The sequence below is a fragment of the Lysinibacillus sp. LZ02 genome (assembly GCF_050613145.1).
In the GTDB taxonomy this organism is placed as follows: Bacteria; Bacillota; Bacilli; order Bacillales_A; family Planococcaceae; genus Lysinibacillus_B.
Map to the genome: position 1 here is coordinate 2,468,335 of NZ_CP192507.1, position 25,721 is coordinate 2,494,055.

The 25,721-nt window shown below is 38.2% G+C and carries 28 protein-coding genes; 5 read left to right on the forward strand and 23 right to left on the reverse strand.

Annotation, left to right across the window (positions count from 1 at the left end; all coding sequences use genetic code 11):
- Positions 1-16: 16 nt before the first annotated feature.
- Both ACQQ2I_RS12065 and ACQQ2I_RS12070 read right to left on the reverse strand, forming a co-directional pair.
- Entirely contained in the window at positions 17-2,377 is a 2,361-nt protein-coding gene (locus tag ACQQ2I_RS12065; protein WP_431030504.1) for a DEAD/DEAH box helicase family protein, read from the reverse strand.
- Between the two features lie 24 nt (positions 2,378-2,401).
- Complete coding sequence (locus ACQQ2I_RS12070) at positions 2,402-2,728, reverse strand: nucleoside triphosphate pyrophosphohydrolase (protein WP_431027045.1); 327 nt, start codon at positions 2,726-2,728, stop codon at positions 2,402-2,404.
- Positions 2,729-2,874: 146 nt separating this feature from the next.
- Here ACQQ2I_RS12070 and ACQQ2I_RS12075 point away from each other — a divergent pair, with 146 nt between their 5' ends.
- Positions 2,875-3,537, forward strand: coding sequence for a nuclease-related domain-containing protein (locus ACQQ2I_RS12075; protein ID WP_431027046.1), 663 nt, complete (start codon positions 2,875-2,877; stop codon positions 3,535-3,537).
- 175 nt (positions 3,538-3,712) lie between these two features.
- Here ACQQ2I_RS12075 and ACQQ2I_RS12080 read toward each other — a convergent pair whose 3' ends face one another.
- The 10 genes from ACQQ2I_RS12080 to ACQQ2I_RS12125 form a co-directional block, all read right to left on the reverse strand.
- The gene (locus tag ACQQ2I_RS12080; RefSeq protein WP_431027047.1) at positions 3,713-5,143 is read right to left on the reverse strand and encodes an alanine/glycine:cation symporter family protein; all 1,431 of its coding nucleotides are present in this window, start codon (positions 5,141-5,143) and stop codon (positions 3,713-3,715) included.
- A gap of 373 nt (positions 5,144-5,516) precedes the next feature.
- Positions 5,517-6,284 (reverse strand): SDR family NAD(P)-dependent oxidoreductase, encoded by a 768-nt coding sequence (locus ACQQ2I_RS12085; RefSeq protein ID WP_431027048.1) that lies wholly within the window; start codon positions 6,282-6,284, stop codon positions 5,517-5,519.
- A 13-nt stretch (positions 6,285-6,297) separates the two neighbouring features.
- Entirely contained in the window at positions 6,298-7,434 is a 1,137-nt protein-coding gene (locus ACQQ2I_RS12090; protein ID WP_431027050.1) for an acyl-CoA dehydrogenase family protein, read from the reverse strand.
- Positions 7,431-8,291 (reverse strand): 3-hydroxyacyl-CoA dehydrogenase family protein, encoded by an 861-nt coding sequence (locus ACQQ2I_RS12095; RefSeq protein ID WP_431027051.1) that lies wholly within the window; start codon positions 8,289-8,291, stop codon positions 7,431-7,433. The genes ACQQ2I_RS12090 and ACQQ2I_RS12095 overlap by 4 nt, the downstream gene beginning before the upstream one ends.
- The gene (locus ACQQ2I_RS12100; RefSeq protein WP_431027052.1) at positions 8,263-9,438 is read right to left on the reverse strand and encodes a thiolase family protein; all 1,176 of its coding nucleotides are present in this window, start codon (positions 9,436-9,438) and stop codon (positions 8,263-8,265) included. The genes ACQQ2I_RS12095 and ACQQ2I_RS12100 overlap by 29 nt, the downstream gene beginning before the upstream one ends.
- Positions 9,439-9,448: 10 nt before the next feature.
- Positions 9,449-10,231, reverse strand: coding sequence for an enoyl-CoA hydratase/isomerase family protein (locus ACQQ2I_RS12105; RefSeq protein ID WP_431027053.1), 783 nt, complete (start codon positions 10,229-10,231; stop codon positions 9,449-9,451).
- A 200-nt stretch (positions 10,232-10,431) separates the two neighbouring features.
- A complete protein-coding gene (locus ACQQ2I_RS12110; RefSeq protein ID WP_431027054.1) occupies positions 10,432-11,772 on the reverse strand; it encodes a sigma-54 interaction domain-containing protein in 1,341 nt (446 codons plus the stop codon).
- 287 nt (positions 11,773-12,059) lie between these two features.
- Positions 12,060-12,245, reverse strand: a complete 186-nt coding sequence (locus tag ACQQ2I_RS12115) for a hypothetical protein (RefSeq protein ID WP_391373699.1) — start codon at positions 12,243-12,245, stop codon at positions 12,060-12,062.
- A 13-nt stretch (positions 12,246-12,258) separates the two neighbouring features.
- The gene (locus ACQQ2I_RS12120) at positions 12,259-13,455 is read right to left on the reverse strand and encodes a class I SAM-dependent rRNA methyltransferase (RefSeq protein ID WP_431027055.1); all 1,197 of its coding nucleotides are present in this window, start codon (positions 13,453-13,455) and stop codon (positions 12,259-12,261) included.
- A gap of 339 nt (positions 13,456-13,794) precedes the next feature.
- Positions 13,795-14,520: a 3-ketoacyl-ACP reductase gene (locus ACQQ2I_RS12125; protein ID WP_431027056.1), complete on the reverse strand. Its 726-nt coding sequence runs from the start codon at positions 14,518-14,520 to the stop codon at positions 13,795-13,797.
- 390 nt (positions 14,521-14,910) lie between these two features.
- Here ACQQ2I_RS12125 and ACQQ2I_RS12130 point away from each other — a divergent pair, with 390 nt between their 5' ends.
- Together ACQQ2I_RS12130 and ACQQ2I_RS12135 are read left to right on the forward strand one after the other, a co-directional pair.
- Positions 14,911-15,306, forward strand: coding sequence for an SLAP domain-containing protein (locus ACQQ2I_RS12130; RefSeq protein ID WP_431027057.1), 396 nt, complete (start codon positions 14,911-14,913; stop codon positions 15,304-15,306).
- Between the two features lie 423 nt (positions 15,307-15,729).
- Complete coding sequence (locus ACQQ2I_RS12135) at positions 15,730-16,497, forward strand: hypothetical protein (RefSeq protein WP_431027058.1); 768 nt, start codon at positions 15,730-15,732, stop codon at positions 16,495-16,497.
- 423 nt (positions 16,498-16,920) lie between these two features.
- Here ACQQ2I_RS12135 and ACQQ2I_RS12140 read toward each other — a convergent pair whose 3' ends face one another.
- The gene (locus ACQQ2I_RS12140) at positions 16,921-17,646 is read right to left on the reverse strand and encodes a Fic family protein (protein WP_431027059.1); all 726 of its coding nucleotides are present in this window, start codon (positions 17,644-17,646) and stop codon (positions 16,921-16,923) included.
- A 201-nt stretch (positions 17,647-17,847) separates the two neighbouring features.
- Between ACQQ2I_RS12140 and ACQQ2I_RS12145 the strand changes: the two genes are divergently transcribed.
- Complete coding sequence (locus tag ACQQ2I_RS12145) at positions 17,848-17,994, forward strand: hypothetical protein (protein ID WP_431027060.1); 147 nt, start codon at positions 17,848-17,850, stop codon at positions 17,992-17,994.
- On the opposite strand, the gene ACQQ2I_RS12150 is transcribed toward ACQQ2I_RS12145, so the two are convergent.
- From ACQQ2I_RS12150 to ACQQ2I_RS12170, 5 genes are all read right to left on the reverse strand, one after another.
- Positions 17,991-18,887, reverse strand: a complete 897-nt coding sequence (locus tag ACQQ2I_RS12150) for an FAD-dependent oxidoreductase (RefSeq protein ID WP_431027061.1) — start codon at positions 18,885-18,887, stop codon at positions 17,991-17,993. The two genes, ACQQ2I_RS12145 and ACQQ2I_RS12150, sit on opposite strands and share 4 nt — an antisense overlap.
- A 34-nt stretch (positions 18,888-18,921) precedes the next feature.
- Entirely contained in the window at positions 18,922-19,473 is a 552-nt protein-coding gene (locus tag ACQQ2I_RS12155; protein ID WP_431027062.1) for a phytoene desaturase family protein, read from the reverse strand.
- Positions 19,474-19,713: 240 nt separating this feature from the next.
- Positions 19,714-20,097, reverse strand: coding sequence for a hypothetical protein (locus ACQQ2I_RS12160; protein WP_431027063.1), 384 nt, complete (start codon positions 20,095-20,097; stop codon positions 19,714-19,716).
- Between the two features lie 81 nt (positions 20,098-20,178).
- A complete protein-coding gene (locus ACQQ2I_RS12165) occupies positions 20,179-20,493 on the reverse strand; it encodes a hypothetical protein (protein ID WP_431027065.1) in 315 nt (104 codons plus the stop codon).
- 110 nt (positions 20,494-20,603) lie between these two features.
- The gene (locus ACQQ2I_RS12170) at positions 20,604-20,729 is read right to left on the reverse strand and encodes a hypothetical protein (RefSeq protein WP_431027066.1); all 126 of its coding nucleotides are present in this window, start codon (positions 20,727-20,729) and stop codon (positions 20,604-20,606) included.
- Between the two features lie 302 nt (positions 20,730-21,031).
- Between ACQQ2I_RS12170 and ACQQ2I_RS12175 the strand changes: the two genes are divergently transcribed.
- The gene (locus ACQQ2I_RS12175; protein ID WP_431027067.1) at positions 21,032-21,916 is read left to right on the forward strand and encodes a hypothetical protein; all 885 of its coding nucleotides are present in this window, start codon (positions 21,032-21,034) and stop codon (positions 21,914-21,916) included.
- Between the two features lie 60 nt (positions 21,917-21,976).
- On the opposite strand, the gene ACQQ2I_RS12180 is transcribed toward ACQQ2I_RS12175, so the two are convergent.
- The 5 genes from ACQQ2I_RS12180 to ACQQ2I_RS12200 form a co-directional block, all read right to left on the reverse strand.
- Positions 21,977-22,408, reverse strand: coding sequence for a universal stress protein (locus tag ACQQ2I_RS12180; protein WP_431027069.1), 432 nt, complete (start codon positions 22,406-22,408; stop codon positions 21,977-21,979).
- A gap of 142 nt (positions 22,409-22,550) precedes the next feature.
- On the reverse strand, positions 22,551-23,093 hold the full coding sequence (locus ACQQ2I_RS12185; RefSeq protein WP_431027070.1) for an NADPH-dependent FMN reductase: 543 nt from the start codon (positions 23,091-23,093) through the stop codon (positions 22,551-22,553).
- A 145-nt stretch (positions 23,094-23,238) separates the two neighbouring features.
- Complete coding sequence (locus tag ACQQ2I_RS12190; protein WP_431027071.1) at positions 23,239-24,279, reverse strand: DegT/DnrJ/EryC1/StrS family aminotransferase; 1,041 nt, start codon at positions 24,277-24,279, stop codon at positions 23,239-23,241.
- A 27-nt stretch (positions 24,280-24,306) separates the two neighbouring features.
- Entirely contained in the window at positions 24,307-24,990 is a 684-nt protein-coding gene (locus ACQQ2I_RS12195; RefSeq protein ID WP_431027072.1) for a PIG-L deacetylase family protein, read from the reverse strand.
- 28 nt (positions 24,991-25,018) lie between these two features.
- A complete protein-coding gene (locus tag ACQQ2I_RS12200; protein WP_431027073.1) occupies positions 25,019-25,705 on the reverse strand; it encodes a WbqC family protein in 687 nt (228 codons plus the stop codon).
- Between the last annotated feature and the right edge of the window lie 16 nt (positions 25,706-25,721).

Below are 25,721 nucleotides of genomic sequence, written 5' to 3' on the forward strand. Positions count from 1 at the left end.
TGCATAGAAGAATTCCCTAATTCAACTTCCCCTTCTCCGCCTTCCTCGCAAAATACCGATTCAACCTAAATTCACATATCTCTTTAACCCATCCATACATTATTTCTTGCATGGATCGTTCAATTTCTACGTTGAAGCCAAATGTACCGTCTTCAAAGTACAACAAGCCTTTACTGCTGCCAGACCATTTTGTCATCGGCATTTTTTCAAGTAATGAAATGACTTTTTTATCGGTTAAATCGATTGGATCAATTTGACTTCTCGTTGGGTGGGCTAAATATTGTGCAAATGTCGGTGCTAGTTCAGAAGCTGTAATCGCTTTATACCAATTAGCCGCGCCACGCTCCAGCATGCCCTTTAATAGGACCATCTTATAGCTTTTTGTCATAGCTGTTTTTTCGATTTCTACTAGTATCTGCTCGTGTTTGTCAAAAGCTGCGAGTTCTTCAGCTGTCAGTTCCTCTGCCTGCTTTAGCATGCTGATATAGGAGCCAAATTCCCTCGCGATATTAATATCGTAAAAACCACTTTGCAAATACATTTCTAAATAGCTCGGTCTTCTCCCTAACTCTGCCTTTACATTCATATAAGCATCCATTATTTGTTCCTTATACGAGCTATTTTTCTTGATGATTTCTTTTAATAAATCAATCACATCAAGATCAATATTGACTACACAGCCCGTGCCTGGAATCATATGTGTATGCTCAGGTATGAATTTTTTGTTTGGAAGTAGCTCTGGATAAAACAGTCGGAGTTTGCGGTCTGCATTGCGGTAATTGCCAATGCAATCAATAATGACACAATGAGACTTGCCTTCCGCTAGGCGTAATCCACGACCAATTTGCTGTGTAAAAATGGCAATCGATTCTGTTGGTCGAACAAAAAGCAATGTATCGACCGTTGGAATATCCACACCCTCATTAAATAAATCAACCGTAAAGATCAGATCAATTTCGCCTTGAATTAATTGCTCACGGATTTTTTTACGCTCTCCCCGCGTATTGCCTCCCGTGAGTACTTCGGCTTTTACACCTTGCATGGCAAAATAATTCGTTAAATATGTTGCCTGTTTGACAGAAGAACAAAATCCAATCGTTCTTGTTTGTTTATATTTCAACCAATTCTCATATATCTTATTAACGACATCCTCTTGTAGCTGTGCCGCTGTTAGTTGCTCCTCATCATACCCCGTACCTAACCAACGAATTTGCGCGTAATCAATTTCGTCTCGAATACCGTAATAGTGGAATGGGCTTAGCCATTTATGTGCAATCGCATCTAGAAAATGCACTTCTATCGCGACATTGCCATCGCAAATAGCATATACATCTTTATTGTCTAGTCGATCTGGCGTTGCTGTAATCCCGAGTAAAAATGACGGTTTAAAATACTCGATTAACCGATTGTATGTAGGGGCTGCGGCATGATGAAATTCATCAATGACAATTAAATCAAAAGCGTCTTCATTAAATTTTGCTAAATGCTGCTTCTGTGCAATCGTATACACGGAGGCAAATAGCATGTCTGCATCTGTATTTTTTTCGATGCCATTATAATAGCCTGTCGTTCTATTCGGATGTACATGTAAAAAGGCTTCTCTTGCTTGCTCTAAAATTTCATCACGATGTGCAACGAATAGTACGCGTTTAAAATGCTCTGCAAAAAATGCAGCTAAATACGTTTTCCCAAGTCCTGTTGCCAGCACTGCCATTGCTTTATCATAGCCTTGCTGTAACGTTGCCTTTAATGCAGAAAGTGCTAGTTTTTGAGCTGGCCTTGGCTCTAGTACCGTCACTTCAAGCTTTTCATCTTTTGCTATAGACGCTTTCGATTCCGTTCCATACATAAAACCGACTTCTTCGGCCTCACTCCATTTATCAGACAGTGCCATTACTCGATTGGCTTCTTTATACTGTTTTTCATAGTCATCAATACTAACCTTGTTAACAGGTATCGTATTTTCTGAATAGAAAACGCGATTAAATTCGTCCATTGATTGCTCAAACGTTGGTAAATCAATCGTATGTAAACTCCACTCGATTCCTGTCGTTAAAGCAGAGCGTGACAAATTAGAAGAACCAACGATCACATGTTGGCTCCCCTCATGTCTAAATAAATAAGCTTTCGGATGGAAAGACCGCCCATACGTTCGATAAAGTCGTATTTCTGCTTGTGGAAGATTCGCTAATAAAGTTCGGAGCGCCTCTGGTTGTGTAATCGATAAATAATCACCGACTAATAATTGAATTTCAGCACCTCGTTCAGATGCCTTTTTTAATGTTGGAAGCATTAAATTGACGCCAGATTTCATCGCAAAAGCAGTAATCCAGCAAATATGAACTGCCTCTTCGCTTAAATCCTTTAATTCATTCATTAAATTCGCTGTAATGAGTTTCACTTACTTATCCTCTACATCAATCAAATACAGCCCTTTATCAAAACCACCGCGCTTTTCCTTCTTTTTCACACGGACAGCTTCTAGCTCATCAAATGATTTGCCATATACTTTTAAAGCAGCATGTAAAAGTTCTAACACATCCGCCATTTCTTCTATTGCATCTTGTTTATTTGTCGTCTCGTCAAATTCTTTCGCTTCCTCATATAGCTTTTTCTTAATTTCTGTAAGATGCTCTTCTGGTGCTAGTGTACGGGCATTATATGAAAGACCGTCCGCTTCTATAATTTCTAAAATGCGATCACGAATTAGTTTGTTGTATACTGGCATAATTTCACCTCTTCTATTTAATACATCTATTTTAGCAAACTATCTTCTATTTCATATATGATATCTTTCATCATTTCGCTTTAATTAAATTTCCATATTTATTCCAGGATATAAATACCTTATACTAATCACTAGGAGGGATTAGCATGTTTAAGCAATTCATGAAAAAAGTTAAAAATACGATTGATTCACATAAAGATTACCGAAATGCGACAGGAAATTCTTTGCTAGATGTCGTTACGAATAAGGGGCTGTTTGGGGAGTATTTATCTAATTTTGCGTTAAATGATGTACAAGGAACTAGCAGAACCCTTTACAATATTTATATTCCGAAAAAGAACGGAAAACCGACTGAAATTGATTTAGTGTTTATTCATGAGACAGGGATTTATGCCATCGAGTCCAAAAATTATTCGGCATGGATATACGGTAATGGCGACCATAAAAACTGGACACAAGTATTCCCTAATCGTAAAAAATATTCTTTCTATAACCCAATTAAGCAAAACGAAACACATATCCGCGCCTTGCAGCATGTATTACCGAACATCTCTACCGAAGCATATACGAACTTAGTCGTATTCAGCGAACGTTGCGAACTAAAAGAGATTCACTACACACAACAGCAAACACATGTCATTAAACGCCCTGCCCTTCGCAAGTTAATAGAAGAGTTAACAAATAAAAACCCAAATATGTTCACAACGGCCGAAGTCATTAAAATTTATACGGATTTAAAAAGATTCGCTGTTACTGATCCAGCTATCATTGAACAACATAAGCAAGATATAGCAAAATATAAGAAATAAGACTGCATGACTACCTACTCTTCTATCAAAAGCAACACATGATGTTAAGTTTGCATACTATTTACGCGGGTTTACAACTCTTTTACGCGAGTTAACCACACTTTTACGCTTTTCACCTAATTTACACAAAAAAGGAGTGCCCAAAAAGTGGGTCACTCCTTTAAATGTATAAAATTTAACGTTTTTCTTCTATTCCTTCATCGTCTCTCCAACATTCAACGTCTCCAATATTAGGTACGTTTTTCTTATAGAATACTGGATCTTTCCCTTGCTTACGTTGGATTAAATAATCGTCAATAACTGGTTTTGCTACTTTCCAAAGTAGTAGAATCGCAATTAAGTTTATGATAGCCATAATGCCCATAAATAGATCCGCTAAATCCCATACAACTTGTACTTTTGCAACTGAGCCAAACATGACAAAGAGTACAACAAATATACGGAATACAAATAAGCCATTTTTGGATTCTTTAATAAATCCAATATTCGATTCACCGTAGTAGTAGTTACCAATCACTGTACTAAAGGCAAACATAAGGACAATGATTGCTAAGAAGCTGCCAGCCCAATCACCTAGGCTTCCCACTAACGAAGCTTGCGTTAAATTGACGGAAGTCGCGTCCGATTGCAGGTAGGCATCCCCCAATAATACGATGGCAGCAGTTGCAGTACAAACTAATAAAGTATCAATAAATACACCGAGTGCTTGAATCAAGCCTTGCTTTACTGGGTGAGAAACAGATGCTGTTGCTGCTGCATTCGGTGCAGAACCCATCCCTGCTTCATTGGAGAATAGACCACGTTTAATCCCATTCATGATGGCTGCCCCTAACATGCCGGCAAAGGCTTCTTCCAATCCAAAGGCAGATTTAATAATTAGGACAAATACATTCGGAAGTTCTGAAATATTGATGATTACAACAACAAGTGCAATGACAATATATAAAATGGCCATAACCGGAACAACGACTTGAGTGAAGCTTACAATTCGCTTTAATCCACCAAAGACAATGATTCCTGTTAAAGCTGCCATTATTAAACCTGCCACAACACGATTAGCACCAAAGCTTTCTTCAAAGGCAATTGAAATTGTATTAGCTTGTACGGCATTAAAAATAAAGCCGTAAGTAACGGTAATAACAACGGCAAAAAGAACACCCATCCACCTTTTATTTAAACCCTTTTCGATATAATAGGCAGGGCCTCCACGAAACAAGCCGGTACGGTCGTCTTTCACTTTATATACTTGTGCTAATGTACTTTCAATCAGTGCAGATGCGCCTCCAATTAGCGCAATCATCCACATCCAAAATACAGCACCAGGACCGCCAAGAGCTATCGCCGTCGCAACCCCAGCAATATTACCAGTTCCAATACGAGAAGCAGCAGATATTGTAAAGGCCTGGAAAGAAGAGATCCCCTTTTTCCCCGACTTATCTTTTGGCGCTGCTTCTGTAATAAGTTTAAACATTTCTGGGATTAATCTAAATTGAATAAATTTCGTTTTAAAGGTAAAAAACACACCTGTTCCCACTAACAATACAATTAATACATACGAATATAAAATTGTATTTATTTCACCTAGAATATTGCCAAACCAATCCATAAATTCACTTCCTTCATTTAATAGAATCTCCTGTTCACCCCATAGGAACAAAAATTAGAAAATAAAATATTTCTGACTTTTGCCACTCTCTTCTTCTCATACACGTTATAGCCCGATTAATTTTAAGACAATCGGCGAAACACCCATAATAAAAATCTGATAATTCAAAAATCGAAGTAAGAGGTGAATCGACTTCTGAGAAAACAGCACGAAACCTTATGCTACATGCTCGGTCTGTGTCCTCGAAAAGTACCCTCGGAACAGAAACCATTTTTCATTATACTAAAAAAACACCATTTTTTTCAATGAAAAATGGTGTTTTCGAGATTTAAATTGTCATTTATCAGAAATTTGATTTATTTGCTTAAATGTTTTAAAGCCCCAATGCACGCCATCCACCGTCTAAAAAGATTGTTTCACCTGTAATGTACGTCGATGCTTCACTTGCCAGAAAAATACAAGCACCTATCATTTCTTGAGATTTTGCCATTCGTCCTAGCGGTGTACGATTGACAACTGCCTCCTCAAAGCCTTCGCGTGAACTTTTTACAGCCTCCACTAAAGGGGTTTCTACGTAAGCTGGGGCAATTGCGTTAACACGTATCCCCAACTTTGCCCATTCTATTGCAAGTGTTTTCGTAAGCATTGTTACTCCACCTTTACTTGCTGCATAAGCTACTGAACCATTTAGTCCTTGCTCTGCAGCAACTGAAGAGACATTAATGATGGACCCAAATCCCTGTTCAATCATCACACGCCCTGCAAGCTGAGCGAATAAAAACACGCTCGTTAAATTCACACGGATAATTTTTTCAAAATCTTCTAGAGCCAAATCCTTTGCTGCCACTTTTTTTGTAATTCCAGCATTATTAATTAAAATATCAATTTTCCCATACTGTTCTTTCGTAAAATCAATTACATATTGGACTTGCTCTGCCTTTTCAACATCACAAGTCACGACAGTACATTCGCCGCCCTTTTCGTTAATTTCTTGCTGAAGTGTTAATAATTCTGATTCGGTGCGACTGCATACAATGACCTTTGCACCCGCCTCTGCCAACCCAATTGCGACACTGCGTCCAATCCCACGTCCTGCACCTGTAACAATGGCTACCTTATTAGCAAGACTAAACATATCCATGAAATTCTTCCCCCTACCCTAATAATTCATTGGCAATAATTAATCTTTGAATCTGATTAGTACCTTCGTAAATTTGTGTAATTTTTGCATCACGCATATATCGTTCCACTGGGTAATCTTGAATATAGCCGTTTCCACCTAATAGCTGTACAGCATCTGTTGTCACACTCATAGCAATATCCGATGCGTAGCACTTCGCCATTGAAGAGTAAAGTGCAATTTGTCCCTCATCGTCTTGAATTCTCCTACCAGCTTCATAGACTAATAGTCGAGCAGTCTCCAGTTGAATAAACATATCTGCAATTTTCGCACGAGAAAGCTGGAACTGATCTAATGTACGACCAAATTGCGAACGCTGTTGAATGTAGTCCTTGGCATATTCGAAGGCAGCCGTCGCAATCCCCAATGCTTGTGCACCGACAACTGGTCGTGTTTCATTGAAGACATCCATTAAAATTTTGAACCCTTCTCCTTCTCCACCAATCCTGTTTTCTTTCGGTACACGAACATTTTCCAAGAAAACTTCCCGAGTAACTGAGCCGCGGATACCCATTTTCTCTTCCTTTTTTCCAAAACTTAAGCCGGGTGTTCCATTTTCAACAACGAAAAGGGAAATTCCTTTTGTACGATGTTCACCCGTACGTGTAACAAACACATAAATTTCCGACTCCCCCGCATTTGTGATGAAGATTTTATGACCATTAATAATATAGTCATCCCCATCTTTGACTGCCGTTGTCTTGACGCCCGAAACGTCAGATCCTGCTTGCGGTTCCGTAATGCCAAACGAACCAAGCACCTCACCACTTGCTAATCGTGGCAAATACTTTAATTTCTGCTCATGTGATGCACCAATCAAAAACGGTGCCATTGCTAATGCTTGTGTTGATAGTGCTACACTAGTTGAAGCGCAGCCTTTCGCAACCTCTTCTATTACAGCTAATTGGGCATAATAATCCACACCGCCTCCGCCGTATTCTTCTGGAATATGCACACCAAATAAGCCGTTCTCTGCTAACACACGGATATTCCCCCATGGCATTTCCCCTTTTTTATCCACTTCATATGCATTTGGGATCAGATAATCCTGTGCAATTTTCTTTGTTAATTCACGAATCATTTGACGTTCTTCAAGTAAATTTGTCATCATTTTTCTCCTCCATAATCGTAAAAGCCTTGACCTGATTTTTTACCTAAATGCCCTGCTTCTACCATTCGTTTTAGTAAAGGACAAGGACGGTATTTCGAATCTTTAAAGCCCTCAAACAAGCTCATACATGTGTTATAAAGCACATCAATGCCTACTGAATCAGCTAGTTTTAATGGTCCAATAGGGTGATTGGTACCAAGCATCATGCCACGATCTATTTCTTCAGGATCATTACCCTCCATCACTAAAAATGCAGCCTCATTCATCATCGGCACGAGCACTCGGTTCACCGTAAAACCAGGAAAATCCTTTGCAACAATCATTTCCTTGCCCATCATTTCCCCGAATAATCGAATCTTTTCAACCGTTTCATCTGAAGTATTCATGCCCTTAACGATTTCGACAAGTTTCATAATCGGTACCGGACTGAAGAAATGCATTCCAACAACGCTTTCCGGACGCTTTGTAACACTACTCATTGCTGCAATGGAAAGTGAAGACGTATTACTTGCTAGTATCGCATTAGGAGGTAAAATTTCGTCTAACCTTCTAAATACCTCTAATTTCAATTCCAATATTTCAGGCACTGCTTCTATTGCTAAATCGCAATCTGCTCCATCGTGATAGCTTGTTGAAAACGTGATATTACTTAACACCTCTTCCACAGCGCCTTCCCCATTCAAACGGGTAATCATTTTTTTTATTCGTGCCCTTGAACGGTCTAAATCCTCACTTGTTCGATCCACAATTACAACTGGTATTCCTTGTTGGGCAATAACTTGTGCAATTCCGCCTCCCATTAATCCTCCGCCAATGACTAATACTTTATTAAACGAGTTCGATAATTGTTGCTGCACCTAACCCACCTCCAACGCATAATGAAGCAATCCCTTTTGATAAAGTCTGCCTTTGTAATTCATGTAATAACGTGACAATCACACGGGTGCCTGAAGCGCCGACCGGATGACCAAGCGCAATAGCACCACCGTTTACATTGAGTTTGTCATTAGAAATATTGAGCTCTGTATTTACAGCTAACACTTGCGCTGCGAACGCTTCATTTATTTCTACTAAGTCCATTTCATTCATCGATAAATGGACCTTATCGAGTGCTTTGAGCATAGCAGGCACCGGACCAATCCCCATAACGGAAGGCTGAACGCCATGCGAAGCAGTCGAAACTACCTTTGCTAATGGATTTAAGCCTAATCGTTGTACTGCCTGCTCAGATGCAAGAAGTATGGCAGCAGCACCATCATTTAAACCGGATGCATTTCCTGCTGTGACTGTGCCACCTTGTTCAAATGCAGGCGATAGTTTGGCTAGATGTTCAAATGATGTTTCTTTCGGGTGCTCGTCCTGATTAAAAATCGTTTCTCTTCCGCGCTCTTTCATAACGACAGGCACAATTTCTCGTTTAAAACGATTTTCTTGGATAGCCATAAGCGCCCGTTGCTGACTTTGCAATGCATATTCATCCTGAGCCTCTCTAGTCAACCCATATTTCTTTACAAGATTTTCTGCTGTAATGCCCATATGATAATTTTCAATCGCACATATAAGTCCATCATGCATAAGAGCATCAACCGTTTTCGGATTGCCAAGACGTTTTCCCCAACGTGCATCCAGCATTAAATGTGGTACGTTTGTCATCGATTCAATCCCGCCTACTACTACTAAATCCGCTTCACCGAGTTGAATTCGATTCGCCCCTTGAATGACAGCAGCCATTCCTGATGCACATTGCATATCAAGCGTCATCGCTACCGTTGAAATCGGAAGCCCTGTACGAATTGCAAGTTGTCTTGCTGGATTACCTTTTAATCCACTTTTAAACACATTCCCTATATAAATTTCCGTAACCTCTTGCTTTAGCGCTGTATTTTCTTGAAATAAGGAATTGATAGCAATTTCACCTAAATCTACTGCTGAAAATGATTGTAGTGCTTTTCCAAACGATCCAATCGGTGTTCTTTTGGCCTGTATAATATAAACAGTTTCCATATTTTTTCACCTACTCCACATAATTTGGCTTTCTTTTTTCAACAAATGCCCGAAGACCCTCTCTCGCTTCTCCCATCGTAAATAGTGATTGAAACTTTACTTGCTCTAGTTGGAGCCCGACTGTAAGTTCATGATGCTCAATACCAGAAATAAGTTGTTTAATAGCTGTGAGCGCATGACCATTGTATTGAGCCATCTCTGTACCAATTACCCGCGCACATTCATCTACCTCTGAAACGATTTCACTAATGATTTTCATGTCATACGCTTTCTGTGCCGAAAATAGCTCACCCGTTAATATATAACGACTGGCAACGGAACTACCGGTAAGGGTTAATAGACGCTGTGTGCCTCCTCCTCCCGGTAGAAGACCAAGCCTCACTTCTGGAAAACCAAATATAGCTTGTTCACTTGCAATCTTGATATCTGCGGAAAGAGCAAGTTCTAATCCACCCCCAAGGCAGCGCCCTTCAATTGCTGCAATAAAAATAATCGGGCTTACTTTCATAGCATTTTGAAGTGCGGCAACACGAGCTGTCATTGCTTGAATGTCCTTAAATGGAGCATCTAACATTTCTTTAATATCAGCACCAGCAGCAAAGTTTCCTTCACTCCCCTTAATGATGACGACCTTTACAGCTTGATTTTGTAAATATTGAATGGCTTCGTTTAATTCAATAATGAGCTGTGTGTTAAGAGCATTTCTTGCTTTTGGTCTGTTAAGCTTGATTTCGTATACGTTACTTTCACTATTTAGCGGACTTAATTGAATCATCTGAAAAGATTGACTCATCGTCCATCACCTCCTTATCTTATGTATAGCAACTTCCATGCCAACTGAAATTTTTCTATGTATTCCCTTTGTTATAAGGCTTTTACTTTCAACAAAATAAAAATGGTTCAAAAACAAACCAAAATCGGTTTATTTTTGAACCATTCACTCAATTCATTTTCATTACGGTTCATATTTGAACCAATTAAATAAAAAGTAATCTAAATTTTATACCGTTCTATTTTACGTAGTAGCGTTGCATGACTAACGCCGAGTGCTTTTGCCGCTTTACGGATGGATGGATTTTCAACAAGTGCTCTTTCAATAACTGCTTTTTCTGCCTCCTCCACAGCTTCTTTTAACGACTTTGATTCCGTGTTGTTTGGCTTTACCGGTCGTTTACTTATTTCCAATGGAAGATTTTTTTCATGTATCAACGTATTTTCTGCCAGGATAACTAACTGCTCCACAATGTTTTCGAGCTGACGCACATTCCCAGGCCATGCATATTCCTTTAACAGCTTTAAAGCACCAGCAGAAATTTGCAGTTCCTTATTATATTTACGATTAAACTTTTTAAGAAAATGTTGAAAAAGAAGCGCAACATCTTCCTTCCTTTCACGTAAAGGTGGTACTGCTATTTGCACTACATTAAGACGGTAATACAAATCTTCACGAAACTTCCCCTCTTTCACTAATTGCTTTAAATCTTTATTTGTAGCAGCAATATACCTCACATTTAATTGTTTCTTTGATGTTCCACCGACACGTGTAATTTCATTTGTTTGAATAGCACGTAATAATTTTACTTGCAAATGTAGTGGCATCTCACCAATTTCATCGAGTAATACTGTACCATTGTTCGCAATTTCCAGTAGCCCAGCCTTACTTGTATTAGCACCAGTAAAGGCACCCTTCTCGTATCCAAATAATTCAGACTCTATTAAATTCTCGGGAATAGCCCCACAATTAATTTGAATATAAGCACTCTTTTTTCGATCACTAAGCGTGTGTATATTTTTTGCTACAACTTCCTTTCCTGTGCCTGATTCTCCTTGAATAAGCACCGTTGCATCGGTCTTAGCAATTTTCTCAATCATTTGCTTGACAGATTCCATGCTAGGGGAATGACTAATTAATCCTTCCGTTTGCGTAATATTATCCCTTAAACGTTCAAGTTCAAGATAATTCAATGATGTATAGGCTAAATGTTCTTCATACATGTGATTTAATGATGTTAAATTTCTATAATTCGCTACATAACAAATAATCTCCCCATCATCGTCATAAACAGGCTTACTCGTAATAAATACATCTTTCCCATTACTTATTTTTTGGTAAATTGTTAACGGATTTTTGTTTAATATACGACTAGTCGATTCTTTCAGCAACCCACCATCCAGCATATTTTTTATTGTGTGATTAACTATAGAAGCTAAAGGCTCTCCCGAAATTTTTTCAACCGCATCGTTCGCGTAGAAAATGCGTCCATCTAAATCGGTCAGTAAAAACCCTTCATAACTCTGCTCGATTGCTTGAATTAACATTTTATTTAACTCCATTCACTAATCACCCCACATTCAGTAAATTTCACTCACAATATAGCATTTATTATGTATAAGGAGTTATATAGAACTATATCAATTTCAAAAAAGGAAATCATTTAATTTTAAGAAAATATAAATTATTTAAAAATCTAGATTGTTAGGGGAAATAGTGTTTAAAGAAGATGATGTTACATGTCCGAAGGGGGTAGCTACGCAAAATGACCTCTTACGCATAAAATCTGCTTGAACATGTAATTCAAGCAGATTTTTATTTAAGTTTATCCGTTTGTACTAAATTCTAATTAACGTCGCTCTAAATCCTGGTAATCTTTCATATACGGCCCGTCCTCTGCCACATATGAATGATACAATGCCTTTACTGCAAAATTTTTCTCTAAACCCATTTCAGCTTTTAGTTTTTTTAATTCATCATGTAACTCACGATGTTCATTGATAAGCTTTAGCATTATTGATTTATTATATTTCATTCTATCCGCCCTTTTAGTTTATAACTTGAATAATGACAACTTTTAAATAGTTAAATTCCGAGAAATTGTGTGGCACTGTAAAATCCTCAGGCAACTGGTGCTGTTCTAGTATTTTGTAACGTGTATTTGTCTCTTTAAACGCTTTATCAATAAACGTTTTAAATTTTTTCATGTCAAAGCTGGCGTTATTCGTTGATGCTATTATCACGCCATGATCATTCGTAATCGCAAGGGCATCCTTTAAAAGCTTCGGATAATCTTTTGCTGTACTAAAGGTCATTTTTTTTGTCCGTGCGAAACTCGGTGGATCAAGCACGACAACATCAAACTTCAAATCATGACGCTTGGCATAGCTAAAGTAGTCGAATACGTTCATCACTTTAATATCCTGTGATTCATAATCGACCCCATTCACTGCAAATTGTTCGATTGTTTTAGCTAAGCTACGTTTAGCTAAATCAACACTCGTCGTACTTAATGCACCACCAAGTGCTGCGGCTACAGAAAATGCGCCTGTGTAAGAGAATGTATTTAACACGGTTTTGTCGATGGCATAATGATCGCGTAGTGCTTTACGAACATTCCGCTGATCAAGAAAAATCCCTGTCATTGCCCCGTCGTTTAAATCAACTGCAAAGTTCATGCCATTTTCCATAACGATTAATGGGAAGTCACCCTTTTCACCTGATACATAATCATCTTGCTCTACATATTGACCGTTCGTATTAAATCGTAATTTTTCATAAACACCACGTGTGTTCAGTGCGATATTTAACGCTTCATACACGACATCACGGAAGGCATAAATTCCTTCACTATACCAGCTCACCATATAGAAGCCATTGAAGAAATCAATTGTTAAGCCACCAATTCCATCACCTTCTCCGTTAAATACACGGAAGGCCGTCGTATCTTCTGATGCAAAAAAATTAGCACGTTTTTCTGCCGCTTCGCGAATTTTTTTCGTAAAGAAGCGCACATCGATGACTTCTTTTTGTTTGCGTGATAGTACCCAGCCGATGCCTTTATTTTGCTCACCATAATAGCCTGTTGCAATATAACCACCTTGTACGTCTAATAATTGCACAATCGTCCCTTCTGCAATCGGCACCTCTGGTATATCTATAGCTTCTTTTAAAATAAGCGGATAGCCATTTTGCATTTGCTTAATAAATTTTGATTTTACGTATATTTCGCGTATTTGTTCCATCGAGTCATCCTAACTATTTCATAATCTATCTATTATGGCATGTTTCACAGGAAAAGGCGAAGAAATTAAGTATTTTATTCTTCCGTCCTAAAAGAGCCAATTCCCCTATTATCGGATCATTGACTCTTCTAACCATTAATACAAATTCTGTTTTGATGTTAAGCTTGCATCGTATTTACGCGAGTTTTAGCAGTTTTTACGCGTTTAGTAGGGGGTTTTACGCGCTTTCACCACTCTTTTACGCGGGTTGGCCACACTTTTACGCGTTTCACCTAATTTATCCAAAAAAAGAGTTAGCTATCTATTTTAGATAACTAACTCTCCCAGACATGTATTCACTTAATACGGATTCGTTGCAATGATGCTTGCTGTTTTCACGTAAATACGTGAATTCAGCTTTAATTGGCTAACGATGAATTCGGCAATATCTTCTGGTTGCATGAATTTTGATTCGTCGTTTTCTTTAATTAAGTTTGCTTCCATTGCTAAATCGGTTGCCACTGTGCTTGGCGTTAAAGCCGATACGCGAATGTTGTTGCGGCGAACTTCTTGTGCTAGTGATTCTGTAAAACCAATGACCGCAAATTTCGATGCACTATAAGCACTTGATGTAGCAGCCCCATTTAATCCAGCTGTAGAAGAAATATTAATAATATCTCCTCCATTTTTTTCGATTAATTGAGGTAGCACTGCACGTGTTACATAGTATGTACCCATTAAATTTATATCAATAATCTGCTTCCATTCCGCTGGGTCCATCGTCATCACTGTGCCCATTTTACCCGTTCCGGCATTGTTTATTAAAATATCCGCAGGCCCTAAATCGTTTGTTAGTGAAGAAATCGCTGCTTCTACTTGTTCTTTTGATGAAATATCAGCCGTTGCATAAGCTACTTTCACGCCTAAGCTTTCAATCTCAGTCGCTACTTCCTTTAATGTTGCTTCTGTTTTCGCAAGTAAACCTACGTGTACGCCTTCTTTTGCTAAGTAAAGCGCTGTTGCTTTTCCGATTCCCCTTGCTGCACCTGTTACAAATGCTACTTTTCCTTGTAAATTTTGCGCCATTTTAAGCAGCTCCCTTCCAAAATATCTATAAAATACATGTTCATTATACTATATCAGAATACATTTCGCTAAAAGATGACACTGCATTTTTGTTTAAAAGCTAAAATTCCTCGTTCATTATTTTTTATCTCACAAAAATAATGAGCACATGTTTTTGCTACGATTTCGCCATTTAACGAAATCGATATACGACTTATAAATAATTAAGTGTCAATTCGCCTCATTAGCACTTATTTATAATTAAGTTGTATATCAAATTACGTATATTTGGGTTTTGTTGTTTTTAAAATGATGGAAAAATAATTTCTTACACAAAAATAACAAAGCCTTCCACCAATGCCTTACCTCTGTAAGCTATGTTACACTAATCGTATAAAGGAGGTTGCCCGTATGCAGCAGCTACAATTGGAAGCATCTTGGGACAAAGCATTGTCCGCGCAAGATCGAGCTCATATTGAAAAACTATTTAATGAAATCAAGCAGCAACACTATTCTACGATTGTTTTTTCTCCGATTCGAGAAGCCATCAATCATCGAAATGAGCTATTAATTACCGTATTAGTGCATAACTTTTCGCCATTTCCACTCACGTTTGAAAATACACCACTCTCCTATTCGAACGAGCAAGAGGTACTTGCAGAGCAGACATTTACGCTACCTGCACTTACGATTCCAGCAAAAGTTAGCATGCCGTGGACGTTTATTTTTCCACAAGGTAGCTATACACCAGGGACTTCTCTTTGGAACGGGCGATTAGAAATACAATCACTGCCCGAAAAAAAGTAGATGCCTGAACGCATAGGCATCTACTTTTCTTTTCATAAGATTGCCCCCATTCATTTACATAGGATAAAAATTTTTGATATTTGTAGGAATGGGTGGGTGATACACATCATTCCCCAATCGCTCTTTTAATTTTTGCTTTACTAGTTTAATGAATTCAGGCTGGTGAAGCATAGCGACAACTGTTGTAGCCGTCACTTTTGCTATAATTCAAATGGGATGATTGATGAAATAGCTTCATTTTTACGTGTACTACATGCAAATTAAAAAAAGAAACCTCTTTTACTTCTAGTGTGCTGTTCTATTACGAATCTAAATGCGCTTTTCTCTCTAGATTCCTTATACACCTATAATTCGAGTGGCTATATACCAAAAAATGGTTTAAAATTTAAAGAAACCATTCAATTCAAGTTAGGGGGAGACTATTTGAGTCCAGGTGAAAATATTTATTTTTCTCTACTTGGGTTTGGTGTACTAATAGTAATTATGATCATTTGGCTCATTTTACGAAAGCGAAAAAAACTGGTGATTGTCATTACAATTGCATTCGTTATGGGATATGCTGGCTACTATCTTTACTATCCTACATTAAGAGTGAACACGCATGCAGAGCGCTATCAACAACTCGAAGCCTATTTGGAAAAAACATATCCTGATAAACAACTCGCCATTTCTCCCAAACATTATGAACCAGGTTATATAGTCGGGGAATTCCAAGTGAATGATAGCAAAATCCCTTCAATGGGCGTGACATTACGTGTAGATAAAGACGGGCAAATATCCCAATTTGCCACTTGGTCCAATACAGGTTATCCTCCAGCGCAGCAAGAGCTATGGCGAGAAATTGCATTCTATTACGGAGAAACCTATTCATTAGATAAAGAAATAGATGAAATTACGAAGCAAGATGAATGGATAGATGGTGAGCTGACAGTATTTGCTCTAACGATTAATGGTGCACCATCCATTGCCATTTTTAATTATTCACATAACAGTTATAGCTTTTTAGAATTAAAAGAAGGCGAACGTGGGCAATTTGTTTCTGTTGAATTAGACGGGTATCTGTTCATATATATTGATGAACACTACGAAGGCAAAGATGTTACGATTCATTCCAAAACTGGTGGTTCATATACGCTCAATGCTTTAGAACAAAAAGGACAATTAATTGTAAAAAATAAAAATAATTCATAGAGTGAGGAATAAGCCTACCCGAGTTGAAATAGGGTCGTTTATATGTTCGCAGTAAGAATCAATTAGTCATTAAAAAATTGTCCGTTTGGGGACTTATATTCGCTTTCATTTTAATGATGATTGGATTTTTTCTTACAGCTATTTTTATACCTATTCCAGATATCGAACTTTTAACTAGAGCTCAAATGTTAGCTCTAGAAAAAGAATACGCCTTAAATTATTCTTTAGGATCATTACTATTTAATATGAGTCTAGTTGTACTGACGACTTGTATCGGACCGTATTGTATTACGATGTATTTAAATTGTAATAAGTCACAATAAAACTACCTAAAACGCTTATCTCTCAACGTTTTAGGTAGTCTTTTTCATGAATTGGACTTATTTATGATACCGTTCACTGCAACTAATGTAAGTACATTTTTTATACCGCACTCAAGTATAAATCTAGTGAAGCTTCAACTTCCTTCGCAACTAGTTCAACAAAGTCCGCATAATCCTCTGTCGTATGTGCTTTATCTAAAGCATTATAGTACGCTAAGCGATTCTCTACGCGAATAATAATTGGCGGATAGCCAGATTTCATTAACTCTAAGTTTAATAACAATCTTGATGTACGACCGTTGCCATCAATAAACGGGTGAATGCCCACAAAAATGGCATGCAGCATTGCACCTCGAACGATTGGATGTAAATTCTGCGCTTCCCCGTCATACCAACTCATTAAAGCGTCCATTTGCTCCTGAATTTTAAACGGTGGTGGCGGTGTATAGACAGCACCTGATATAAACACTTGCTGATCACGGTATACGCCTGCATAACCATCATCAATTCCCTTTAACACTAAACGATGTAAATTTTTAATTTGCCATTCTGAAAATGACTCTTCTTTTCGTACAATATCTTCAACATATGAAATCGCATCTCGGTGATTAATCACTTCTAAGTGCTCTCGCATTGTTTTACCACCAACCGTAATACCTTCAAGCACTACCTTTGTTTCATTAATTGTTAGCGTATTTCCCTCGATGGCATTCGAGTTATACGTCCATTCTAAAAACAACTTTTCACGCAAACTTTGTACCGTATATTTTGGTAACGGGCGTTTCGCATCTAATTGTTGCTTTTTTAAATCGATTTGTTCGAACACTTTTTCATCTCCTTATAGAGGATCTATTATTTTCTATCATAATATAAATAACAACAGAAACGAAATTTATCTAATTCACTTTATCTTTAAAAAATTATCTACAAGATTTTACTGAAAACTTTTTATACGTTGAATCGTATACAATAAAATATAAATACCACCTAAAACGTTATCAAATCAACATTCTAGGTGGTTATATATGTGCTAACAAATGAAATTAAACAACTATTGATTAAAAAGTTAACGCAAGCAGTTGATCCAGCAAGCATCCCAAACATCCACAGAAAAAACGGAAGAAAACTTTCCTGTCACCGTGGTGGTGTCTTTTCTATTGCTTTGTTGAATTAAGTTAACGGGTGAGCGTGCGTAATCGCTCGTGCGGCATAATAGCCACTCAGTGCGGAGGATAGCGTACCTGGTCCTGGAAATGATTGTTCACCTACAATGTACAATTGCGGTAAGGATGAACGCACGCTTCTAGGTTTTACGACAGCATTTCTTACTGTTAAAGGAAAACCACCTACACCCGATTTACCGATAAATTTTTTATATGTTAAAGGAGTGCCTGCTTCTGCATAGATTAAATAATCTTCTATATTCACGACTTTTTGAATTTCTGACAAGATCGCCTCGGTTAATTGTTGTTTTTTCACTTTGTATTCTTCTTTTGAATACTGTCCCCACTGCTCCACATTTGCATGAATGGAACAAGTCATCATGATTTCTCCATCAATTCGTTCATTATGTTGATTGTACGCTGGTTGGAAGGTGACATACACAGGGCCATGTCCATCTGAAAATAACACAGCATGTTCTTTACTTGGTACAATTTGAAGGGCAAAAGGAAGCTGCCTTGCATTCAGCTCCTGATGCCAAAATGCATCGTTCAGAAGTGCGTCTACCCGAAAAGCCCCCCAAGAAAATGTCTTAGGTTCTGCATGACTCGTGCCTCGCCCAAAAGAAATACCTGTATTATTAATGACTACATCATAAGCTCCATTCCGTTTCTTACTCGTCACATGCCAATTTTTCTGTTCATAAACCATTTCTTTCACAGGAGAAGCTGCAATCACTTCACCACCAAGCTGGACAATTCGTTGCGCTAATGCTTCGCTTAATTGCCCCATTCCCTTATCGATGTAGAAGCTACCTCTCCTATAAATCGTTAATGCTAAACTAGATGGTAATAAAGCCGCTTTAGTGCAGTCAGTTTGTGCCGCGTCCATTAACTGTGCATCCAAAAACTGCCGTAGTGGCTCATAGGATTGTAGATTATTATTTACGCAATAAATCCTCCACTGTCCATGTCGCGTAGCGTGCCAAACCTAGCAGCAATTTTGGATGAGCGAGAGCGTAGCGTGGTAATTGACCTAGGTCATACATACGCTGAATCGGCATGGAAACCCCTGTAGCTGTCACTGCATATACTATTTCGCTGATTTGTTCGATTTTTTGCCAAAAGCTTCTCACATCTTGTCTTCTTTCAGGCAATGCATGTGAAAGTTCTTCATCCCACCTTGTCGCATCTCGATAAATCGAAATTTTGCGATCTTGTAATATGACGTCCATAGGATGATGCAACATATCGAATGGTAGCTTTAGTTGGAGTTCGTTGAATAAAGTATCCAATAACCCACGTTCTTCTAATCCAAAGGCGATCGTCGCACCTGTAGGAAAAATACGTCCTTTTCGCACATACCAACCTGCGGATCCACCTACTGTTGTCGCCTTTTCGAGAACGGTCACACTATAGCCTTTTTTAGCTAATAGGGCTCCTGCCATTAACCCGCCAACGCCAGCACCGATGACACAAACGGTTTTACTCAAGAAGATCCCCTCTCTTCCTTTCTAATCGTTTCACAATCTTTTCTAATTTTGCGTGATTATAACGATGCCCGGTAATAAAAACAATATTGATAATGAGGGCATAGCCAATCATGACCTAGTGCCCAAACAGGATTCTATAGAAAGAAGAGTGGAGCTTCGTATTTAACCTCACTCTATCGTGCCGTTTATTTTATTAGGCAATCACGCTTCACCTAGACGGCATCTACAATTAATTTCTATTCAATTAGCATTTAACACAGCTTCTATCCCTATCCAATGTGTAGGCTGTCCTTCAGCAACATCTAACATAAAATCAATTTTCACAATGACATTATCAAATGTATAAGTACCTTCAATTTCACTATACAAATTAACATAATCCACACTGAAATACTTATAGCCGCCTTCCTCTTTATAACACCATACTTCATCAGCCTTCTGTACATCCACACCGAAAGATTGTAGAAATTTCACTAGCTTTATATTTTTCATAATTTTTTCAGCATAAAAAAGACAGTTTTCACAACCGCAGTGATTTTTGTCACCAACACTGTATTTAGTAGAAAATATTTTCTGATTTTGTGCCTGAACAGTCATTTCAATTCCTAATCCCCCAATAAACATTAATCTCCTACTCCAAAAATTATTCAAGCCGTTTTTAAGTCTCCCCTATTTCAAATGGACGATCATTCCCTAATTAAAAATCTACGGTTCCCACTCAGGGTCTACATACAATACTTCAATTTCATAATCTCTCATGCCATGTACGTCGAGTAGCTTTCGGAAATAGACTTCTGTTTCACGTATAACATGTGGATTCGCTGTGTACACCCAGAAAATATTGTCATCTCCTGCTCCTCCCATCGCATGCACACCCAACAAAGCACTTGCTTCATCAAAAATGTCCCCTTCAAAAAATCGTTGCTCTATTGTTTCTGATTTGCTTTCTGTTAGTACATTAGGGACGATATAATGCATCGCCGTAAAGATAATAGAAAGACCTAACGTACGTTTTTTCATAGTAGTCCCTCCCGCAATCCATGTACCCTCCATTTTAAAGGAATAACCTTCCAAAAACTAGGTGATGTCACTTTTCATCATAAAAAATAACAGCAAGACGTATCCTGCTGCTAGTTCTTTCCTTTTTCTTGTTGCATGTTCTTTTTTTGTTTGTCTGCTCGGATGTAGGTCATTTCTGCCGATACTAGCATCCACACAACAACGCCAATCACTAATGCAAGAATTACAAATTTCATATCATTGCCTCATTTCATTTCTTTCTTCTATTATAATTCTCCTATATCACTTTCCCTAGCCTATTTCATGTACAAATGATGAATTATATTCCGCACCAACACAGAATTGCACAAAAATTCTATAAATGTCCGTTTTTTTATCGTTTATCCCCTTTTTTCTTTCATATTTGATTAGTGAATTGCGAAAAAGTCCCATTTACGATAAATTTATACTCATATGACTTTAGTATCTAAATTACTCCATCAAGTGTAGGGTAGATTGTATCATTTATTACGAAAATAATGCATTGGAAAGGTGACATATGACTAGCACAAGCATAATGATCGCAAAGGAAGCTTATGAACAGCAGTTAGAAGCGCAATTATTGTCTGTCGGCATTCTAAGGTATTGGGATGGAAACATTATTTCTTCAAGAAAACTAATTGAAAATCCTCAATTTTTTGAAACAGAAGATATGATTTATAAAGAATGGTTTGATTCTGTTTATGACAGCTATCACTTCTATAATGGATTTGATTCATTAGAAGAATGTGTATCCTATATTTCCCAAAGTCCTTATGACAACGCTACTTATAAAATTGTTCAATTTCTCGATATGTTTTACGCCATTGTCTATGAAAATACACAGTATCAACAAGTCGTCGGAAAAGATGTCTCTTATTACACAAAAAACAAATTATTTTTATCGTCGCCACATCCACAGCACAGTTCAATAGCTAAACAGCGTGTTCGTCTTCCGGTTATTCCGCTCATTTACCATGAGTTAATGGTATTTGATCCAAACTTGCGTATATATGAACTAACAGAAGAAGCACCAGATCAATTTGTTGAAGGCGACGCCCATGATTTAATGCCTTATATCGTATTGCTCGGTATTACGTTCAAGGATATATGGTATCCATGTACAACGCCGCACAGCATTGCTCATAGTCGTGCCGCGTTAAATATGTATTTTAACGATGGACATGATCTTATGCTGTTTGGGAAATATGTAAATGCTGTCGCAATCAATCCTTTCCAGCGACTCATTTGTTTTGCAAAGGGGCGTATCGAACATTTCCAAATGGATATAGATGATCGTAAAACACCACCACGCCGCCTTCCATATCGTGAAGTAAAACGATTCCATGATATGGTTCATATTCGTCCCATCAAAGAGCATAAAGAATTGATGGAATTAATTTAATCTGTTTAATAGAAAAGCTGCCCCTTAGTTGTTTATCGGCCAACAAAGGTGCAGCTATTTTTATTTTTCGTTACGTACAACAAGTACATCACAGTTCGCATGACGGACAATGCGTTCAGATACAGAGCCGAGCATTAACTTTTCTACTCGGTTTAAGCCTGTCGCGCCAATGACCATTAAATTGATGTCTGGTAAATTCGTTAAAATCACCTTTGCTTTTCCTGTTTCCACTTTTGTGTTGACATGTTCAACACCAGCTTCATGTGCTTTTGCCTTTAATTCACCCATTTTTACTTCATACTCTTGTTTTAACTTTTCCGCATACTTCACATCATATGCTTCCACCGTACCGAATGAATGTGTATCAACGACACTGATTAAATGAAGTGTCGCGCTATTTTGTTTCGCGATCTCCACCGCGCGCTCAAATGCATCAATCGATTGCTGTGAAAAGTCTAATGCTACAGCAATATTTTTATAACTACTAATCATGGAATAGCCTCCTTTATATACCTTGTATTATACCAAAAGGAAGTTAATTTTACCCATGATAGAGAATGTTTTCTGTGAATAGAATAACGAATTTATCACAAAAAATCTACAAGCTCGTACAAGGCTTACAGATTCTTATTTTTTAACGAATGGTTTTTAAAGCCGTTGACCACGGAATTAATTGATCTAACATTTGATTGACCGAGTCAGCTTGCACGTCTTTCGGTTTAAATACATTGCCATTTTCAAAATCAGTGAATAATGACAACGCTGGATGTACACGAACATCTGCTACTAATAATTCCCCTAAAATACCACGTAAATGCTCGGTTGCACGGGCACCACCAACAGAGCCATATGATACGATTCCTGCTGCTTTATTGTTCCATTCATCCCGCAAGTAGTCTAACGCATTTTTTAATGCACCAGTAATGGAGTGATTATATTCTTGTGCGATAAAAATAAACCCATCTTGTGCATTAATTGCTTTTGACCAAGCGGCTGCCCCTGAAGCATCCACACCTGGTTCGCCTAGTAAAGGTAATTTAAAATCAGCAATATCAATAATGGTATAGTTGGCATCACCACGCTTGTCTGCTAGCGCTTTGACCCATTTTCCGACTTGTGGGCTGACACGTCCTTCACGCGTTGACCCTAAAATAATGCCAATGTTTAATGTTGTCATAATTTCTCCCTCCCTTTTTGTTTGCCAAATCATTTCGTAACGAGGCTCATTGGGCATTATTTACTTTCTTTCGTTTATGTATACACATAAATCTCGAATTTGAAATAATGATACGACCATAAAAAAACTCCCTCACTAACGGGAGTTAAATAATCTGTTGCACAATGCGAATAATCCGCTGTACGTCCTCATCTTGTAATAACGGATAAATCGGTAAAGACACTGTATTTTGCGTCCACTTTAACGCATTTGGATAATGTGCTTTCGGTTCTAAAATCTCTATCTCTCGGATTGGCACAACTGCTGTAATCTGGTGTTTACCTAATGCTTTTATAATTTCTTGTTGTTTTGCTGTTTGTAAAATAGCACGGAAACGAACAGGCTGTAGACCTGGACCAACATCGAGTAATGGGAAATTGGCTACCTTATATTGTTCATAAATTTCCTGTCTTCTCTGTAGGAACTGGGAGAATTGTCGTAACTGTGCACTTCCCACAGCCGCCTGTAAATCCGTCATTTGAAAATTAAAGCGGATTTTCGTATCAAAGCGTTGATCATATAAACGATAATCCTTTAGTTTTTCGAGAATAGCAGTATCTTTACATACAATCATGCCACCTTGCCCACCCGTTGTCATTAGCTTCGTCGCATAAAACGAAAAGATGCCTATATCCCCTTGTAATCCTACTGGGATACCGTTCACACATGCACCAAATGCTTGCGCACAATCTTCAATCACATACTTTTTACTAGTAAGGGAGGACAAATCTTGTGGTAAGCCGAACATATGGGGAATAATTGCGATATTCGTTTCGCTACCAATGGCCGCAATATCCATGTTCGGACAATCGCGCTGACAATCTATGACTATAGGGATGCCTCCAGCTAATGCAATAGCATTTCGTAAAGCCGAACATGAATAAACTGGGTACGCAACATTTTTCGTAGGTGCATCAAGTGCGATGAGTGCCAAATATAGTGCAGCAGTGCCACTAGAAACAGCAATAGCTGAGCCTCGTGGTAATCCTAAAAAGTCACAAAATTCATTTTCAAAATTCTCGACAGCCCTGCCTTGCGCAACCCAGCCCGACTGAATCACACTCATCGCCATTTGTTCCTCTAAAGGGCCTAACGTCGGGCGATTATGAGGGACTGGATTACCACCAAATCGCTTATTTATGGACACTTACTCCGCCCTTCTCTCCCGTCGCGTTTAAAGAATATGTGAACGTAAAATATAGTATTTTTCTGCATAAGGTAACCCAATCTCCATCCCTCTCATTTCCGCCCATTTCTTCACACTTTCTGGGGATATTAGATGGTTAGGAGGGCGTCTTTGAGATGTATGTTTCAGAAATGAATCCACTTTCTTTTGAATTGTATTCGATAGATCTAAATATAACTCCCCTGTGTTCCAAAACTTTTGGAACTGCCAAGAAATCAGTGGATATTCATACATCGCAATCAGCTTGATCAGCTGACTCGGTTTAGGTCTCAGTGCGGCAAAGCAAGCTTCAAATAAAACGATATGATCTTGATGGTAGCTTGGAAGTGGAATAAATACCATTGTAGGTTGAAACGCGTTTAAAATCTGATCAATTTTAGAAGTCATTTCAAATTTTGGCACTGTATCGAGTAAGGAATCTTTGTCTTGATAAACAACTTCAAAGTCATGACAGCCAAGCACTTCTAAGGCGTCCTTTAGTTCCTTTATGCGCATAGCAGCCGTTACGGTTTGTTGGCTATGTGGATGTGTTACCTCGCCAACAGCCATGACGATGACTTTTACTTTATTTTGATAGCGACACGCCTTTTCAATTAATCCCCCACATCCAAGCACTTCATCATCGGCATGAGGAGCAATAATTAATATTCTTTCCTTCCCTGATGTAATCATGAATTCACCTCCGTTCAAATGATTTAGTTTAATGAGCTCTTTGTTGTCGAATCATGTTCATCGTTTCTGGTCCACAGTGAAAGAGCATATCAATAATGGAAAGGTTCGGTTGGAATTCGCCCCAACGCTGTGGATAGATGGGATGCTTAAATTCCTGATAAATCAGTTGTATTTGACGCTCATGAAACTGACTTTCGTCATTATAGGCACGTGCACCAATACCAGATAAATACACATCACCACCTAAGTGGAATACGACGTTGATATTTCTTTCGTTTTTGCTGCCAAAATCTTGCTTAAAATCAGATTCTAGCAAAATGTCAGCCCGAATATTTAACAATGACTGAATATGCTGGATGAGTGCGATATTAAACGGGGCTAGATGTGTCCACTTATCATGATAAAGTTGTTCAAACCCATCCTTATACGTAAGCCAGTACATGCTCTTTTTATAATTCGCCTCGATCGCCTTCCAGTGATTCAGTTGCCATTTCTGATCAGCAGCAATTTGTAATTCATGAATGGGTTGTTCTTTATTTTGGAGTGGTACTGTGAGCATCAAGCTGCCATTAGGGGTTTTAATTTTCGAACGATTAATATAACCGCTTTTTGAATGATCTGCTTTATCTAATATGACAAACTTATCTACTTGGTCCATCTTATCGAAGTACCCAATCCACGGTAAATAGTTGGGTTGATGGATCGCTACTTTCATCTTTTTTCACTTCCAT

Excerpts from the sequence above, each read along its gene's own strand:
- ACQQ2I_RS12065 (WP_431030504.1), bottom strand. The coding sequence starts at position 2,377 with ATGAATGAATTAAAGGATTTAAGCGAAGAGGCAGTTCATATTTGCTGG.
- ACQQ2I_RS12070 (WP_431027045.1), bottom strand. The coding sequence starts at position 2,728 with ATGCCAGTATACAACAAACTAATTCGTGATCGCATTTTAGAAATTATA.
- ACQQ2I_RS12075 (WP_431027046.1), top strand. The coding sequence starts at position 2,875 with ATGTTTAAGCAATTCATGAAAAAAGTTAAAAATACGATTGATTCACAT.
- ACQQ2I_RS12080 (WP_431027047.1), bottom strand. The coding sequence starts at position 5,143 with ATGGATTGGTTTGGCAATATTCTAGGTGAAATAAATACAATTTTATAT.
- ACQQ2I_RS12085 (WP_431027048.1), bottom strand. The coding sequence starts at position 6,284 with ATGGATATGTTTAGTCTTGCTAATAAGGTAGCCATTGTTACAGGTGCA.
- ACQQ2I_RS12090 (WP_431027050.1), bottom strand. The coding sequence starts at position 7,434 with ATGATGACAAATTTACTTGAAGAACGTCAAATGATTCGTGAATTAACA.
- ACQQ2I_RS12100 (WP_431027052.1), bottom strand. The coding sequence starts at position 9,438 with ATGGAAACTGTTTATATTATACAGGCCAAAAGAACACCGATTGGATCG.
- ACQQ2I_RS12105 (WP_431027053.1), bottom strand. The coding sequence starts at position 10,231 with ATGAGTCAATCTTTTCAGATGATTCAATTAAGTCCGCTAAATAGTGAA.
- ACQQ2I_RS12110 (WP_431027054.1), bottom strand. The coding sequence starts at position 11,772 with ATGGAGTTAAATAAAATGTTAATTCAAGCAATCGAGCAGAGTTATGAA.
- ACQQ2I_RS12115 (WP_391373699.1), bottom strand. The coding sequence starts at position 12,245 with ATGAAATATAATAAATCAATAATGCTAAAGCTTATCAATGAACATCGT.
- ACQQ2I_RS12120 (WP_431027055.1), bottom strand. The coding sequence starts at position 13,455 with ATGGAACAAATACGCGAAATATACGTAAAATCAAAATTTATTAAGCAA.
- ACQQ2I_RS12125 (WP_431027056.1), bottom strand. The coding sequence starts at position 14,520 with ATGGCGCAAAATTTACAAGGAAAAGTAGCATTTGTAACAGGTGCAGCA.
- ACQQ2I_RS12130 (WP_431027057.1), top strand. The coding sequence starts at position 14,911 with ATGCAGCAGCTACAATTGGAAGCATCTTGGGACAAAGCATTGTCCGCG.
- ACQQ2I_RS12160 (WP_431027063.1), bottom strand. The coding sequence starts at position 20,097 with ATGTTTATTGGGGGATTAGGAATTGAAATGACTGTTCAGGCACAAAAT.
- ACQQ2I_RS12165 (WP_431027065.1), bottom strand. The coding sequence starts at position 20,493 with ATGAAAAAACGTACGTTAGGTCTTTCTATTATCTTTACGGCGATGCAT.
- ACQQ2I_RS12170 (WP_431027066.1), bottom strand. The coding sequence starts at position 20,729 with ATGAAATTTGTAATTCTTGCATTAGTGATTGGCGTTGTTGTGTGGATG.
- ACQQ2I_RS12175 (WP_431027067.1), top strand. The coding sequence starts at position 21,032 with ATGACTAGCACAAGCATAATGATCGCAAAGGAAGCTTATGAACAGCAG.
- ACQQ2I_RS12180 (WP_431027069.1), bottom strand. The coding sequence starts at position 22,408 with ATGATTAGTAGTTATAAAAATATTGCTGTAGCATTAGACTTTTCACAG.
- ACQQ2I_RS12185 (WP_431027070.1), bottom strand. The coding sequence starts at position 23,093 with ATGACAACATTAAACATTGGCATTATTTTAGGGTCAACGCGTGAAGGA.
- ACQQ2I_RS12195 (WP_431027072.1), bottom strand. The coding sequence starts at position 24,990 with ATGATTACATCAGGGAAGGAAAGAATATTAATTATTGCTCCTCATGCC.
- ACQQ2I_RS12200 (WP_431027073.1), bottom strand. The coding sequence starts at position 25,705 with ATGAAAGTAGCGATCCATCAACCCAACTATTTACCGTGGATTGGGTAC.